At 70.9% G+C, this 14,886-nt stretch carries 13 protein-coding genes; 7 read left to right on the forward strand and 6 right to left on the reverse strand.

Annotation, left to right across the window (positions count from 1 at the left end):
• The first annotated feature begins 73 nt into the window (after nt 1-73).
• The 4 genes from glmU (at nt 74) to pth (ending at nt 4,018) form a co-directional block, all read left to right on the forward strand.
• Nucleotides 74-1,528 carry a bifunctional UDP-N-acetylglucosamine diphosphorylase/glucosamine-1-phosphate N-acetyltransferase GlmU gene (gene glmU, locus ACZ53N_RS06420; RefSeq protein ID WP_469139805.1) on the forward strand — a complete coding sequence of 485 codons (1,455 nt, stop codon included), beginning with the start codon at nt 74-76 and terminating at the stop codon, nt 1,526-1,528.
• Between the two features lie 73 nt (nt 1,529-1,601).
• Nucleotides 1,602-2,579: a ribose-phosphate diphosphokinase gene (locus tag ACZ53N_RS06425; protein WP_469139806.1), complete on the forward strand. Its 978-nt coding sequence runs from the start codon at nt 1,602-1,604 to the stop codon at nt 2,577-2,579.
• Between the two features lie 187 nt (nt 2,580-2,766).
• The gene (locus tag ACZ53N_RS06430) at nt 2,767-3,342 is read left to right on the forward strand and encodes a 50S ribosomal protein L25/general stress protein Ctc (RefSeq protein WP_469139807.1); all 576 of its coding nucleotides are present in this window, start codon (nt 2,767-2,769) and stop codon (nt 3,340-3,342) included.
• A gap of 85 nt (nt 3,343-3,427) precedes the next feature.
• Complete coding sequence (gene pth / locus ACZ53N_RS06435) at nt 3,428-4,018, forward strand: aminoacyl-tRNA hydrolase (protein WP_469139808.1); 591 nt, start codon at nt 3,428-3,430, stop codon at nt 4,016-4,018.
• A gap of 73 nt (nt 4,019-4,091) precedes the next feature.
• Here pth and ppc read toward each other — a convergent pair whose 3' ends face one another.
• Nucleotides 4,092-6,863 (reverse strand): phosphoenolpyruvate carboxylase, encoded by a 2,772-nt coding sequence (gene ppc, locus ACZ53N_RS06440; protein ID WP_469139809.1) that lies wholly within the window; start codon nt 6,861-6,863, stop codon nt 4,092-4,094.
• A gap of 195 nt (nt 6,864-7,058) precedes the next feature.
• Between ppc and ACZ53N_RS06445 the strand changes: the two genes are divergently transcribed.
• Nucleotides 7,059-8,039, forward strand: coding sequence for an acyl-CoA desaturase (locus tag ACZ53N_RS06445; protein ID WP_469139810.1), 981 nt, complete (start codon nt 7,059-7,061; stop codon nt 8,037-8,039).
• A complete protein-coding gene (locus tag ACZ53N_RS06450) occupies nt 8,036-8,725 on the forward strand; it encodes a TetR/AcrR family transcriptional regulator (RefSeq protein WP_469139811.1) in 690 nt (229 codons plus the stop codon). Before ACZ53N_RS06445 ends, ACZ53N_RS06450 begins: the two co-directional genes overlap by 4 nt.
• Nucleotides 8,726-8,839: 114 nt before the next feature.
• On the opposite strand, the gene ACZ53N_RS06455 is transcribed toward ACZ53N_RS06450, so the two are convergent.
• A complete protein-coding gene (locus tag ACZ53N_RS06455) occupies nt 8,840-9,652 on the reverse strand; it encodes a trans-aconitate 2-methyltransferase (protein ID WP_469139812.1) in 813 nt (270 codons plus the stop codon).
• A gap of 139 nt (nt 9,653-9,791) precedes the next feature.
• On the opposite strand from ACZ53N_RS06455, the gene ACZ53N_RS06460 reads away from it, so the two are divergent.
• Nucleotides 9,792-10,289 (forward strand): MarR family winged helix-turn-helix transcriptional regulator, encoded by a 498-nt coding sequence (locus ACZ53N_RS06460; protein WP_130879159.1) that lies wholly within the window; start codon nt 9,792-9,794, stop codon nt 10,287-10,289.
• On the opposite strand, the gene ACZ53N_RS06465 is transcribed toward ACZ53N_RS06460, so the two are convergent.
• The 4 genes from ACZ53N_RS06465 to galT all read right to left on the reverse strand — a co-directional run bounded on the left by ACZ53N_RS06465 (nt 10,248) and on the right by galT (nt 14,668).
• On the reverse strand, nt 10,248-11,036 hold the full coding sequence (locus ACZ53N_RS06465; RefSeq protein WP_130879158.1) for a response regulator transcription factor: 789 nt from the start codon (nt 11,034-11,036) through the stop codon (nt 10,248-10,250). The two genes, ACZ53N_RS06460 and ACZ53N_RS06465, sit on opposite strands and share 42 nt — an antisense overlap.
• A gap of 469 nt (nt 11,037-11,505) precedes the next feature.
• Nucleotides 11,506-12,660 (reverse strand): galactokinase, encoded by a 1,155-nt coding sequence (gene galK / locus ACZ53N_RS06470; RefSeq protein ID WP_469139813.1) that lies wholly within the window; start codon nt 12,658-12,660, stop codon nt 11,506-11,508.
• Nucleotides 12,657-13,619 (reverse strand): UDP-glucose 4-epimerase GalE, encoded by a 963-nt coding sequence (galE, locus tag ACZ53N_RS06475; RefSeq protein ID WP_469139814.1) that lies wholly within the window; start codon nt 13,617-13,619, stop codon nt 12,657-12,659. Before galE ends, galK begins: the two co-directional genes overlap by 4 nt.
• The gene (gene galT / locus ACZ53N_RS06480) at nt 13,616-14,668 is read right to left on the reverse strand and encodes a galactose-1-phosphate uridylyltransferase (RefSeq protein ID WP_469139815.1); all 1,053 of its coding nucleotides are present in this window, start codon (nt 14,666-14,668) and stop codon (nt 13,616-13,618) included. Before galT ends, galE begins: the two co-directional genes overlap by 4 nt.
• Nucleotides 14,669-14,886: the final 218 nt, after the last annotated feature.

Here is a 14,886-nt window from a genome sequence, read left to right on the forward strand (position 1 = left end):
CCGCCCGCGTTTCGGCCGACATACGCACCGGTATCCTTCGGGTGTCCACCACTCGAAGCCGAAGGGCACACCCGTGAGCGCCAACCGCCCGGCAGCCGTCGTCGTCCTCGCAGCGGGTGAGGGCACCCGCATGAAGTCGGCGACCCCCAAGGTCCTGCACGCCATCTGCGGCCGCTCCCTCGTCGGGCACGTCGTCGCCGCCTCCCGTGAGCTGGACCCCGAGCACCTCGTGGTGATCGTCGGGCACGCCCGCGAGCAGGTGAGCGCGCATCTGGCGGAGATCGACCCGGCCACCCGCACCGCCGTCCAGTACGAGCAGAACGGCACCGGCCACGCCGTGCGGATGGGCCTGGAGTCGCTGAGCGACAGCGGGATCGCCCTCGACGGCACCGTCGTCGTGGTCTGCGGCGACACCCCCCTGCTGACCGGCGCCACGCTCAAGGCCCTCAGCGACACCCACGCCGCCGACGGCAACGCCGTCACCGTGCTGACCGCCGAGGTCCCCGACTCCACCGGCTACGGCCGCATCGTGCGCGACGACAGCGGCGCCGTGACCGCGATCGTCGAGCACAAGGACGCCACCGACGCGCAGCGCGCCATCCGTGAGATCAACTCCGGGGTCTTCGCGTTCGACGCCCAGCTGCTGACCGACGCGCTCGGCAAGGTCCGTACGGACAACAGCCAGGGTGAGGAGTACCTCACCGATGTGCTGGGCATCCTGCGCGAGGCCGGCCATCGGGTGGGGGCGGCTGTCGCGGGCGACCACCGGGAGATCCTGGGGATCAACAACCGCGTCCAGCTCGCCGAGGCCCGCAAGCTGCTCAACGAGCGGCTGCTGCACGACGCCATGATGAGCGGTGTGACGGTCGTCGACCCCGCCACGACCTGGGTGGACGTCACGGTCACCTTCGAGCCGGACGCGCTCGTCCAGCCCGGTACGCAGCTGCTGGGGGCGACGCACGTCGCCACGGGCGCCGAGGTCGGCCCGAACAGCCGCCTGAAGGACACCTCCGTCGGCGCGGGCGCCGTGGTGGACAACACCGTCGCCGACAGCGCGCTGATCGGCGAGGGGGCCACCGTCGGTCCGTACGCGTATCTGCGGCCGGGTACGAAGCTCGGCCGTAAGTCGAAGGCCGGGGCGTACGTCGAGATGAAGAACGCCGACATCGGCGAGGGCACCAAGGTGCCGCATCTCTCCTACGTCGGGGATGCGACCATCGGTGAGTACACCAACATCGGCGCGGCGAGCGTCTTCGTGAACTACGACGGTGTGAACAAGCACCACACGACGATCGGTTCGCACTGCCGGACCGGTTCGGACAACATGTTTGTGGCTCCTGTCACGGTCGGGGACGGCGCGTACACCGCCGCCGGCTCCGTCATCACCAAGGATGTGCCCCCGGGTTCGCTGGCTGTCGCCCGTGGTCAGCAGCGGAATATCGAGGGTTGGGTCGCCCGTAAGCGTCCCGGAAGCGCGGCCGCACAGGCCGCTTCCACCGCTCGCCCGGAGCCCGACGGCGAGCAGTGATCGTGACACGGGCACGCCGTGCGGGGCGTACCGTGATAAGCGCACACAAATGGACATCCAAGGAGACTGTGCTGTGAGCGGGATCAAGACGACCGGCGAGAAGAAGCTGATGCTCTTCTCCGGCCGCGCCCACCCCGAGCTTGCCGAGGAGGTCGCGCACCAGCTGGGTGTCGACCTGGTCCCGACCAAGGCATTCGACTTCGCCAACGGTGAGATCTACGTCCGCTTCCAGGAGTCGGCGCGTGGCGGCGACTGCTTCCTGATGCAGAGCCACACGGCTCCCATCAACAAGTGGATCATGGAGCAGCTCATCATGATCGATGCTCTGAAGCGGGCCTCCGCCCGGAGCATCACCGTGATCATCCCGTCCTACGGCTATGCCCGTCAGGACAAGAAGCACCGTGGTCGTGAGCCGATCTCGGCCCGTCTGATCGCGGATCTGCTGAAGACCGCGGGTGCCGACCGGATCCTCACGGTCGATCTGCACACCGACCAGATCCAGGGCTTCTTCGACGGCCCGGTGGACCACCTCTCCGCGCTGCCGGTGCTCGCCGACTACGTGGGTGCGAAGGTCGACCGTTCCAAGCTCACGGTCGTCTCGCCGGACGCCGGCCGGGTGCGGGTCGCCGACCGCTGGTGCGACCGTCTGGACGCGCCGCTGGCGATCGTGCACAAGCGTCGTGACAAGGACGTCGCCAACCAGGTCACCGTGCACGAGGTCGTCGGTGATGTGAAGGGCCGCATCTGTGTCCTGGTCGACGACATGATCGACACCGGTGGCACGATCTGCGCCGCGGCGGACGCGCTGTTCGCCAACGGCGCGGAGGACGTCATCGTGACGGCCACGCACGGCATTCTGTCCGGTCCCGCCGCGGACCGTCTGAAGAACTCCAAGGTGAGCGAGTTCGTCTTCACGAACACGCTGCCCGACCCGAGCGACCTGGAGCTCGACAAGATCACGGTGCTGTCGATGGCGCCGACGATCGCCCGCGCGGTGCGTGAGGTCTTCGAGGACGGTTCGGTCACGAGCCTCTTCGACGAGCAGGCGTAACTGCCTTTCGGTCTGATCGATTTCAGTGCGGCCTTCCCGCCGGGTAGACTCATCGAGTTGCTCGGCGAGGGAGGCCGCACTGCTGTTCGCAGTGTGCGGCGGTCCGTTATCGACGCGCTCTTCGTAGCAAGGTCTGTCGTGGGCCGGGTAACGGCCGTCAGATCCGATTGCTTACGAGGAGTGCCCCGTGTCCGAGGTCAAGATCCCCGCACAGATCCGCCGCGAGTTCGGCAAGGGCTTCGCCCGCCGCGCCCGTGCCGCCGCCCAGGTTCCCGCCGTCGTCTACGGCCACGGTGGCGACCCGGTCCACGTGACCCTGCCGGGCCACGAGCTCATGATGGCGCTCAAGACCCCGAACGCCCTGCTCGCCCTGGACATCGAGGGCCGCACCGAGCTGGTCATCCCCAAGGCCGTCCAGCGTGACGCGCTCAAGGGCTTCCTGGTCCACGTCGACCTGCTCGTCGTCTCCAAGGGCGAGAAGGTCACCGTCGAGGTCCCGGTCCACACCGAGGGCGAGCTGGCCCCGGGCGGCAACCTGCTCGAGCACATCCTGAACACCCTGACGGTCGAGGCCGAGGCCACCCACCTCCCCGAGTCCGTCACCGCCAACATCGCGGGCCTCACCGCCGGTGACTCCGTCCTCGCCAAGGACATCGTCCTGCCGGCCGGCACCACCCTGGCCGTCGACGGTGACATCGTCGTCCTGCAGGTCATGGCCGCCCAGGGCGAGGCCCCGGCCGAGGCCGAGAGCACCGAGGCCTGATCCTCGCCTGCTCAGGTATTTCTTTGCCGCCGCCGCCCCGCTCCGCACGGAGCGGGGCGGCGGTTGGCTATAAGGAGGTATGCGGATGACGGACGACACGAGTCCCTGGCTCGTCGTGGGCCTGGGCAACCCCGGCCCCGAGTACGCGGCGAACCGGCACAACGTGGGCTTCATGGTCGCGGACCTGCTCGCGGAGCGCATGCGGGCGAAGTTCAAGGCGCACAAGTCGCGGGCGCAGGTCGTCGAGGGCCGGCTCGGTGCGCCGGGTCCGGCCGGTCGGCGGGTGGTCATCGCCAAGCCGATGTCGTTCATGAATCTGTCGGGTGGTCCGACGGCCGCGCTGCGGGACTTCTACAAGGTGCCGGTGGAGCGGATCGTCGCCGTCCATGACGAGCTGGACATCGATTACGGGCAGCTGCGGCTGAAGCTGGGCGGTGGCGACAACGGCCACAACGGTCTGAAGTCGATCACCAAGGCGCTGGGTCCGGACTACTGCCGGGTGCGGTTCGGGATCGGCCGGCCGCCGGGTCGTATGCAGGTCGCCGACTTCGTGCTCAAGGACTTCTCGTCCACCGAGCGCAAGGAGCTGGACTTCGAGGTGGACCGGGCGGCGGACGCGGTCGAGACGCTGATCGTGGACGGCCTGGAGCGGGCGCAGGGCACGTACAACTCGTAGCGGTAACCCTTTGTCCGCAAGCGCCGGACGGGCTGCTGTGCAGCCCGTCCGGCGCTTGCGGACGTTCCGGGCGTCAGCCGGTGTTGCGCAGGCCCGCCGCCACACCGTTCACGGTGAGCAGCAGCGCTCGCGACAGCAGCGGGTCCGCCGCCTCGCCCCGTTCCGCGGCGAGTCGCTGCCGGTGCAGCAGGGTGACCTGGAGGTAGGAGATCGGGTCCAGGTACGCGTCCCGGATGTGGAACGTCTGGCGCAGTACGGGGCTGGCGTCGAGGAGTCCGGCTTCGCCGGTGATGCGCAGGACTTCCTGCACGGTCAGCTCGTGCTCCGCGCGGATCGTGTCGAAGACGTGCTTGAGGTCGTCGGGGACGAGGGTGTCGACGTAGTGCTGGGCGATGCGCAGGTCGGTCTTGGCGAGGGTCATCTCGACGTTGGAGAGGAAGTTCTGGAAGAAGTGCCAGTGTTCGTGCATTTCGTCCAGGACGGTGTCGAGTCCCGCTTCGCGGGCGGCCTTGAGGCCTGAGCCGACGCCGAACCAGCCGGGGACGATCTGGCGGGACTGGGTCCAGCCGAAGACCCAGGGGATGGCGCGCAGTCCGTCGAGTCCGGCGCCGGTGTCGGGGCGGCGGGAGGGGCGGGAGCCGAGGTGGAGTTCGGCGAGCTGGTCGACGGGGGTGGAGGCGAAGAAGTAGGCGGGGAGGTCGGGGTCCTCGACGAGACGGCGGTAGGCGTTGTGGGCGGCGTCGGAGACGGTGTCCATGGCGGCGTCCCAGCGGGCGAGGGCCTCGTCGGACTGCCGGGGGGCGGTGTGGAGGGCGGAGGCCTGGAGGGTGGCGGCGACCGTCAGTTCCAGGTTCTCGCGGGCGAGGGCGGGGATGAGGTACTTGTCGGAGATGACCTCGCCCTGTTCGGTGACCTTGATCTCGCCGTCGAGGGTGCCCCAGGGCTGGGCGAGGATCGCGTCGTGGGTGGGGCCGCCGCCGCGGCCGACGGTGCCGCCGCGGCCGTGGAAGAGGCGCAGTCGTACGCCGTAGCGGTGGGCGACGTCGCGGAGGCGGCGCTGGGCGCGGTGGATTTCCCACTGGCTGGTGGTGATGCCGCCGAACTTGGAGGAGTCGGAGTAGCCGAGCATGACCTCCTGGACGTCGCCGCGGAGGGCGACGAGGCGCCGGTAGGAGGGGTCGGCCAGCATCTCGTCGAGGATGCGGTCGGCTTCCTTGAGCTCGTCGGTGGTTTCCAGCAGCGGCACGATGCCGATCTTGGCCCAGCCGGCGTGGAGGTCGATGAGTCCGGCCTCGCGGGCGAGGACGGCGGCGGCGAAGACGTCGTCGGCGCCCTGGCACATGGAGATGATGTAGGACTCGACGACCTCGGGTCCGAAGCGGGCGAGGGCCTCGCGGATGGTGTGGAAGACGCCGAGGGTCTTCTCGCCGCCGGCGTCGAGGGGGGCGGGCTGGGGGGCCAGGGGGCGGCGGGAGCGCAGTTCCTTGGCGAGGAGCTTGCGGCGGTAGTCGCGGGGCATGTCGGCGTAGCGCCAGGATTCCTCGCCGAGTCGGTCGAAGAGCTGACCGAGGGCGTGGTGGTGGGCGTCGGCGTGTTCGCGGACGTCCATGGTGGCGAGGTGGAGGCCGAAGGCGGCGAGGGTGCGGATGGCGCGCTCGAGGCGGCCGTCGGCGATGAGGCGGCCGCGGTGGGCTCGCAGGGAGTCCTGGATCAGCTGGAGGTCGGCGAGGAGTTCGGCGGTGCCGAGGTAGTCGCGGCCGTCCTGGTGGGGGGTGTCGCGGGCGAGGCGCTCGCGGGTGTTGACGAGCTTCTGGCGGATGCAGGTGGCCTTGAGCCGGTAGGGCTCTTCGGCGTTGAGCCGCTTGTAGCGGGGGCTGATCTCGGGGAGGAGTTCGAGGTCGCGCTGGAGCGAGGCGAGCAGTTCCTCGGTGGCGCCGCTGTTGCGGATGGAGTTGGAGAGGGCGCCGCGGAGGACGTCGACGAGTTCGAGGGCGTCGGTGATGCCGTGTTCGTGCTGGAGGATCAGCACGTCCCAGGTGACCTGGGGGGTGACGTTGGGGTTGCCGTCGCGGTCGCCGCCAATCCAGGTGCCGAAGGTCAGCGGGCGGGTGGTGGCGGGCAGGGTGACGCCGACGCGCTCGAGTTCGGCGGCGAGGTCTTCGAGGACGTCGCCGACGGCTCGGGCGTGGAGCTCGTCGAGGTAGTAGATGGCGTTGCGGGCCTCGTCGGTGGGCTCGGGGCGGACGACGCGCAGTTCGTCGGTCTGCCAGAGCAGGTCGATGTTCTCGGCGAGGCGGAGGTCGGTGCGGCGCTCGTCGCCGGTGCCGGTGCCGAGGGTGTCGAGGAGTTCGGCGATGCGGCGGAGCTTGTTGAGGACGCTGCGCCGGGCGGCTTCGGTGGGGTGTGCGGTGAAGACGGGACGTACGCCGAGGTGCTCGACGGTCTGCTGGAGGTGGTCGGCGTCGGCGTCCTTGAGCTGGTCGGCGGTGCGGGCGAGGATGGAGCCCTCGGCGTCGCGCTTGGCGCGCAGCTCGCGGCCGCGGTGCACTTGTTCGGTGACGTTGGCCAGGTGGAAGTAGGTGGAGAAGGCCCGGACGAGCTTGGCGGCGGTGTTCAGGTCGGTTTCGCCGAGGAGCCGGGCCGCCGCGTCGCCGTCGCTGCGGGTGAGGGCGCGGACGCGTTCGACGAGGTCGAGGAGTTCTTCGCCCTCCTGGCGGACGAGGGTCTCGCCGAGGAGGTCACCGAGGCGGCGGATGTCGGCGCGCAGGGCGGCGCTGCGCTGTGCTTCGCCGTCGCTCTCCCGGTTGTCGGCGGGGACGAGGGGGGTGTGGTCGGCACTGCTCACAGGTGCGGCTCCTTGCAGATTTCTGAGCACGTCTGGAGGGGTTGCGGACCGCGCTGTCCGACGGTCCCCAGCATAGGTCTCCGCTCGACGCGCGGTTGTCCACAGCCCTCGTGTTCGGGGTGCCGGTCCTGCCATACTTACGTAGCCGTAGGTTACGGAACCGTAGCCTTGCCCCGAGCCCCCTGAGGGAACCCAATGACTGCAAGCCCCGACGTGATCGAAGACGCGCCGATGGCCCAGGAAACTTCGCTCCCCTCCGCCACGCTGGGTGGCGACAGCAAGCGTTCGGTCGAGCAGCTCGCGCTGCTGCTGTTCATCACCGTCCCATTTGTCGCACTGGTCGCCGCGGTCCCACTGGCCTGGGGGTGGGGGGTGAGCTGGCTGGATCTGGGGCTGATGGTGGCGATGTACTACATCGGCTGCCACGGCATCACGATCGGCTTCCACCGCTATTTCACGCACGGTGCGTTCAAGGCCAAGCGGCCGTTGCGGATCGCGTTGGCGATCATGGGGTCATTGGCGGTCGAGGGGCCGCTGGTGCGCTGGGTCGCGGATCATCGCAAGCACCACCGGTTCTCGGACGCGGAGGGTGATCCGCACTCGCCGTGGCGGTTCGGTGAGAGCGTGCCGGCGCTGATGAAGGGCCTGTGGTGGGCGCACATCGGCTGGATGTTCAACGAGGAGCAGACGTCGCAGCAGAAGTACGCCCCGGATCTGATCAAGGACCCGGCGCTGCGGCAGGTGTCCCGGCAGTTCGTGCTGTGGACGGTGGTGTCGCTGATGATCCCGCCGGTGGTGGGCGGTCTGGCGACGTGGTCGTGGCAGGGCGCGGTGACGGCGTTCTTCTGGGGTTCGCTGGTACGGGTGGCGCTGTTGCACCATGTGACCTGGTCGATCAATTCGATCTGTCACGCGGTGGGCAAGCGTCCGTTCAAGTCGCGTGACCGGTCGGGCAATGTGTGGTGGCTGGCGGTGCTCTCCTGCGGGGAGTCGTGGCACAACCTGCACCATGCTGACCCGACGGCGGCGCGGCACGGTGTGCTGAAGGGGCAGCTGGATTCCAGTGCCCGGATCATCCGCTGGTTCGAGAAGGCGGGCTGGGCGTATGACGTGCGGTGGCCCGATGCCGGCCGCGTCGAATCCCGACGGAAGGAAGATGCCGGACACGCGGCATGATTGACGGCGTGGCGATCGATAGCAACACCAGTAACAAGGACCGGACCCCGGCTTCGGGGGGCCGTCGCTCCCGCCGGGTGCGGATGACCGGCGCGGAGCGCCGTGAGCAGCTGCTGGACATCGGTCGCACACTCTTCGCCGAGAAGGGGTTCGAGGGCACGTCGGTGGAGGAGATCGCGGCGAAGGCCGGGGTCTCCAAGCCGGTGGTGTACGAGCACTTCGGCGGCAAGGAGGGGCTGTACGCGGTGGTCGTGGACCGTGAGATGCGGCAGCTGCTGGATCTGGTGACGGGGGCGCTGACGGCGGGGCATCCGCGGGAGCTGCTGGAGCAGGCGGCGTTCGCCCTGCTGGACTACATCGACACGTATACGGACGGCTTCCGCATTCTGGTGCGGGATTCGCCGGTGGCGCAGTCGACGGGCACGTTCGCGTCGTTGATCAGCGATATCGCGACCCAGGTCGAGGACATTCTGGGGCTGGAGTTCAAGGCCCGGGGCTTCGATCCGAAGCTGGCTCCGTTGTACGCGCAGGCGCTGGTCGGCATGGTGGCGCTGACGGGCCAGTGGTGGCTGGACGTCCGTAAGCCGAAGAAGGCCGAGGTGGCGGCCCATCTGGTGAATCTGGCCTGGCACGGGCTGGACGGTCTGGAGCCGAAGCCCCGGCTGATCGGGCACCGCCGGTCCTGACGGCGCGCTTCCGGCGGCGCCGGTTCGGGCTTCGCGGGGTTCGAGGAATTCGAGCCGGTTTCCTCGCTGCCGGGCGGCGCCGCGAGCTGGACGTGGTCGAGTGCGACGATCATGTCACTCCCCTTTCCGGGCCACCGTGAAGATCCGCCGGAAGGGGAAGACGGTGCCGTGCGGGCCCGATGGGTAGGCCTCGCGGAGCAGGCTGCGGTACGTGGCGAGGAATTCCTCCGTGGCCGCCGGGTCGCCGTCCAGGGCGGTCAGGACCGGGCGCAGGCCGGTGCCCTTGACCCAGTCGAGAACGGGGTCCTCGCCGGTGAGCAGGTGCAGATACGTGGTTTCCCAGGCGTCCACCTCATAGCCGGGTCCGGTCAGTCGCTCCAGGTAGTCGGCGGGTTCGAGGACGGCGACGCGGCGGCGGCCGGCCTCTCCCAGCCGGGTGCTCCAGCGCTTGCTGCCGCACAGCTCGCGCAGGATGGCGTGGCTGGGGGCGTCGGCGTTGCCGGGGACCTGGAAGGCGAAGGTGCCGCCGGGAGCCAGTGCGTCGGTCCAGGTGCGGAAGGACGCGGCGTGGCCGGGCACCCACTGGAGGGCCGCGTTGGAGACGATCAGGTCGTAACGCTCGTCGGGCACCCAGTGGTCGAGGTCAGCGTGGCGGAAGTCGAGCAGACCGCCGTGCGGGGTGCGGCCCGCGTAGGCCTGGGCGTCGGCGAGCATCGGGGCGGAGTTGTCGAAGCCGGTGATGTGGGCGGTCGGCCAGCGGTCGGCGAGGATCGTGGTGACGTTGCCGGGGCCGCAGCCGAGGTCGGCGATCCGCGGAAAGCGGGCCGAGGGTTCGGCGATCCGGGCGAGCAGGTCCTGGAAGGGGCGGGTCCGGTGGTCGGCGTGGCGGAGGTACTGCCGCGGGTCCCAGGTGGGTGCGCTGTGCATGGGGGCCTCCCTGCGGGGGTGGACAAGCCGGGGCGACCGGGGCGTGGCGGCGCTCCCGGTGACCTGTCCTCCAGCATTCCCCCCGTTGTATCTTGACGTCAAGAGACTTCATGTCGACAGACCCTCTACACTGATCGTCATGGAGGACGAGGTCGATCGGCTGGTCGCAGCATGGCGCCGGGAGCGCCCGGACCTCGACGTGGAACCGCTCGAGGTGCTCAGCCGTGTCAGCAGGCTGGCCCGCCACCTCGACCGGGCCCGGCGGATCGCCTTCGCCGAGCACCAGCTCGAGCCGTGGGAGTTCGACGTCCTCACCTCACTGCGCCGCGCGGGACCGCCGTATCAGCTCTCGCCCGGCCAGCTGCTGACCCAGACCCTGGTCACCTCGGGCACCATGACCAACCGCATCGACCGGCTCACCAAGAAGAGCCTCGTCGAGCGGCTCCCGGACCCCAGCGACCGGCGCGGCGTGCTGGTGCGGCTGACCGCCGAGGGCCGGGACCGCGCCGACCAGGCGCTCGCCGGCCTGCTCGCCCAGGAACGGGCGATCCTCGCCGAGCTGTCCCACGCCCAGCGCCTGGAACTGGCCGGTCTGCTACGCCAGTTGACCGCCCCGTTCGACAACATCCCCGGCTAGGTCCACCGGGCCCACCCCGGCCCGCCGGGCCAGCGCCACCGCGGCCAGCGTGGAGTGCACCCCGAGCTTGCCCAGCACGTTCTGCATATGGGTGCGGACCGTGTGCGGGGAGAGATAGAGCCGCTCGGCGACCGCCTTGCGGCCCAGCCCGGCCACCATGCAGCGCAGCACCTCGCGCTCGCGCGGGGTCAGCGACTCGACCAGCCGCTCGCTCTCCGTGCGGTGCTTGCGCGCGGCGGTCAGCTCCCGCAGCACACCGGTCAGCAGGGCGGGCGGCAGATGGGTCTCATCCCGCAGCACCCCCCGTATGACGGACAACAGCCGCGACAACGAGCAGTCCTTGGCGACCCAGCCGCTGGCCCCGGCTTGCAGTGCGGCGGCGGCCCGCCGGGGGTCGTCGCGCTCGGCGAGCACCACCGTCCGTACCGCCGGCTGCCCTGACCGGACCCCCGCCACCAGGGAAATCCCGTCCACCACGCCCTCACCCGGCCCGCCGCCCTCCTGCCCCGGTCCCCGGAGCTGTCCCGGTACCTGCGCGACGTCCGTCGCCGCCGCGCCCAGGTCGGCGTCGATCAGCAGCACGTCGAAGCGCCGCCCCTCGCCCGCCGCGCGCTCCAGGGCGCGCAGCGCCGCCGGCCCGCTGCCGGCCGCCGAGACGTCCACGTCCTGCTCGGCCGCGAGGGCGGCGGCGAGCGACTCGGCGAAGATGCGGTGGTCGTCGACCACCAGAACCCGAATACGTGCCACAGCCACCCCCATATCCCGGGAGGCGGGCAGTGCGGGCACGGCGCCCGGAACGGGGTCGCCACACGCGCACGGCCGCCGCCGTGCCCCTGACATCTACCCCACCCCGGGCGTCGTACCTGCCTGTCTCGCCCCCTGATCAGCGTCGGCCCCCACCGAACGCTGTGCATCAGCGTACGGCGGGGGTACGACATCGGAAGCCGATTGACAAAACTGCTTGGCCCGGCTGTTTATCGTGAGCTTTATGTTCAGTATTGGGGCGGTGAACGACGAGGAACGACGCGATGTGGTCCATGCGCGTCCGTGGTACCGCGACTCCCAACTCACCGCCAGGCCAAGGGGAATGGTCGGCCGACCCGAAGGGTCTTCGGCCGCGGGCTTCGTTGCCGCCTGCGGCGGCGAGCGCCCTGCGGGCGCGTCCTCAAACGCCGGACACGCCCTAAGTCGCTTCGGCCGTCCGGCCGTTGACGCTTCACAGCACCCTGCGGGCGCCCCCCGCCGGTCGCACCGGGAAGATGCGCGGCGGGCGGTGCCCGGCCGCCGTAAAAGCTCCGGTGACGGCCTCGGTGACCGCGTCGGCCCCCGCCGCCTCGGCCAGGACGACCGCCGAACCGCCGAAGCCGCCGCCGGTCATCCGCGCCCCGAGCGCGCCCGCGCCGTTCGCGGCCGCGACGGCCAGGTCCAGCTCGGCGCAGGAGACGGCGACGTCGTCGCGGAGCGAGGCGTGCCCGGCGGTGAGGACCGGGCCGATCGCACGGAGGTCGCCCGCCGCGAGCAGGCCCGCGACGCGGGCCACCCGGTCGTTCTCCGTGACCACATGCCGCACGAGAGCCCGCACGACCGGCTCCCCCGCCAACGCCTCCAGGGCGTCGGCGAGTTGCCCGTACGCGACATCGCGCAGTGAGGGCACGCCGAGTGCCCGCGCGCCCTGCTCGCAGCCCGCGCGCCGCCGCGCGTACGCCCCGTCGCCCAGGTCGTGCCGGACCCGGGTGTCCACGACCAGCAGTCGCAGTCCCTCGGCGTCGGGCGCGAAGGGCACATGGCGGTGGGAGAGGTCGCGGGTGTCGAGGTGCAGCGCGTGGCCCTCGGTGCAGCAGGCCGCCGCGGTCTGGTCCATGATTCCGCAGGGGACACCGACGAAGGCGTTCTCGGCGTGCTGGGCCAGGCGCGCCAGCCGGTCGGGCGGCAGGCCGAGGGCGTGAAGTTCCGTCAGGGCGAGGGCGGTTGCGACCTCCAGGGCGGCGGAGGAGGACAGTCCCGAGCCGACCGGCACGTCGGACTCCATGTGCAGGTCCGCTCCCCCGGCGGTGTGCCCCGCCTCGCGCAGCGCCCAGGCGACCCCCGCCGGGTACGCGGCCCATCCGCGCACCGCGCCCGGGGCGAGGTCCGCCGTCCGCAGTTCGACGACGCCTCCCGGTGCGGCGGCGGAGTGCAGCCGCAGCCGGCCGTCGCCGCGGGGTGAGGCGGCGGCCCAGGTGCGGTGGGGCAGGGCGAGGGGCATGACCAGGCCGTCGTTGAAGTCGGTGTACTCGCCGATGAGGTTGACCCGGCCGGGCGCCGCCCATACCCCGGCGGGCGGTGCGCCGTACACCTCGCGGAAGGCCGCGGCGGCCCGCTCGGCGCTCACGCGCCGTCCGCGCGCCGGGCGAACTCCCAGGCGTCCGCGACGATGTGGGCCAGGTCGGTGCGGGTGGGGCGCCAGCCGAGGAGGTCGCGGGCGCGCGCGGCGGAGGCGACGAGCACGGCCGGGTCGCCCGCGCGGCGGGCGGCCACGACGTGCGGGACGGGGTGGCCGGTGACCTTGCGGACGGTGTCGATGACCTCGTGGACGGAGAAGCCGTTGCCGTTGCCGAGGTTGCAGATGAGGTGCTCGCCGGGGCGGGCGGCGTCCAGGGCGAGCAGATGGGCCTCGGCGAGGTCGGCGACGTGGAGGTAGTCGCGGACGCAGGTGCCGTCGGGGGTGGGGTAGTCGTCGCCGTAGACGGAGATCGTCTCGCGTTCGCCCCGGGCGACCTGGAGGACGAGCGGGATGAGGTGGGACTCGGGGGTGTGCCGCTCGCCGTGGCGCCCGTGGGCCCCGGCGACGTTGAAGTACCGCAGGGAGACGGCGGCCAGACCATGGGCGGCGCACTCGCCGGTGATCATGTGGTCGACGGCGAGTTTGGTGGCGCCGTAGGGGTTGGTGGGGGCGGTGGGGGCGTCTTCGGTGATGGGGACGGTGGCGGGCTCGCCGTAGGTGGCGGCGGTGGAGGAGAAGACGAGGGTGCGGACGCCGGCGTCGCGCATGGCGGCGAGCAGCTCGACGGTGCCGCCGACGTTGTTGCGCCAGTAGGCGTCGGGGCGGGCGACGGACTCGCCGACCTGCGAGAAGGCGGCGAAGTGCAGGACGGCGTCGTAGGAGCCGTCGAGCCAGCGGGCGGCGTCCTGGACGCGGCCCTCGATGAAGCGCGCCCCGTCGGGCACGCCGTCGCGGTGGCCGGTGGACAGGTCGTCGAGGACGGTCACGGCGTGCCCGGCGGCCAGCAGATGGGCCGCGACGACGCTCCCGATGTAGCCGGCGCCGCCCGTGACCAAATACTCGCTCATTCGCTCGCTACCTCTCGCAGTCGCTCGGCCGCGGACTCGGGCGGCACATCGTTGATGAACACGTTCATGCCGGATTCGGAACCGGCGAGGAACTTGAGCTTGCCGGGAGTGCGGCGGTTGGTGAAAAGCTCGACGTGGAGCCCGAATTCATTCCTGTGCGGGTGGTGGACGGGCGCCTGGTGCCAGGCGGAGATGTACGGGGTGGGCCCGGGGCTCTGCCGCCCGTCGAAGATCCGGTCGAAGCGCCGCAGGAGTTCCAGGTAGATCCGGGGGAACTCCGCGCGGGCCGCGTCGTCGAGGTCGGGCAGGCCCGGGACACGGCGGCGGGGGTAGAGGTGGACCTCGTACGGCCAGTGGGCGGCGTAGGGCACGAAGGCCGTCCAGTGCCGGCCGTCGAGGACGAGGCGCCGCCCGTCGGCCCGCTCGGCGGCCAGGGTGTCGTCGAAGACGTTGCGCCCGGTGGTCCTCCGGTGGGCGACGGCCGTGGCGAGCATGCGCTCGGTGCGCGGGGTGACGAAGGGGTAGGCGTAGATCTGGCCGTGCGGGTGGCCGAGGGTGACGCCGATCTCCCGGCCGCGGTTCTCGAAGCAGAAGACCTGCTCGACGCCGGGGTGGGTGGCGAGTTCGGCGCTGCGGTCGGTCCAGGCGTCGAGGACGAGGGCGGTGCGTTCCTCGTCGAGGTCGGCGAAGGAGGCGTCGTGGTCGTCGGTGAAGCAGACGACCTCGCAGCGGCCGGCGTCCCCGGCGAGGGCGGGGAAGCGGTTCTCGAAGACGGCGACGTCGTAGTCGGCGGAGGGGATCTCGGTATGCCGCCCTTCGCGGGAGGGGCACAGGGGGCACTGGCCGGGGGGTGGGTGGTACGTACGGGTCTGGCGGTGGGAGGCAATGGCGACGCTGTCACCGAGCAGCGGGTCGCGGCGGATATCGGTGGTGCCGCGATCGGCCGGGTCGAGCGGCCGCGGGTCGACCGCGTCGCGTACGGCGTCGTCGCGGGAGTCGTAGTAGAGGAGCTCACGGCCGTCCGCGAGCCGGGTCGCCGTCTTCTTCATGAACAGCTCCCTGGGTTCACCAAACCAACAGGACTGAACACAACGAATCACGACCGAACGCCGGGGGTCAATGAGGAGTCGGTTCTGCGGGCCGTCTTGCCGCCTGCGGCGGCGAGCGCCCTACGGGCGCGTCCTCAAACGCCGGACGGGCTGGTTTCGGCTGAGCTCAGCCGAAACCAGCCCGTTGGGGGCACCTCCCAGCAGGCCCTAGGTGTGTT

This window comes from Streptomyces sp. NPDC033229, assembly GCF_055576875.1.

Coding starts and splice junctions, on each gene's coding strand:
- pth (WP_469139808.1), top strand. CDS start 3,428: ATGACGGACGACACGAGTCCCTGGCTCGTCGTGGGCCTGGGCAACCCC.
- ACZ53N_RS06445 (WP_469139810.1), top strand. CDS start 7,059: ATGACTGCAAGCCCCGACGTGATCGAAGACGCGCCGATGGCCCAGGAA.
- ACZ53N_RS06450 (WP_469139811.1), top strand. CDS start 8,036: ATGATTGACGGCGTGGCGATCGATAGCAACACCAGTAACAAGGACCGG.
- ACZ53N_RS06455 (WP_469139812.1), bottom strand. CDS start 9,652: ATGCACAGCGCACCCACCTGGGACCCGCGGCAGTACCTCCGCCACGCC.
- ACZ53N_RS06460 (WP_130879159.1), top strand. CDS start 9,792: ATGGAGGACGAGGTCGATCGGCTGGTCGCAGCATGGCGCCGGGAGCGC.
- galE (WP_469139814.1), bottom strand. CDS start 13,619: ATGAGCGAGTATTTGGTCACGGGCGGCGCCGGCTACATCGGGAGCGTC.
- galT (WP_469139815.1), bottom strand. CDS start 14,668: ATGAAGAAGACGGCGACCCGGCTCGCGGACGGCCGTGAGCTCCTCTAC.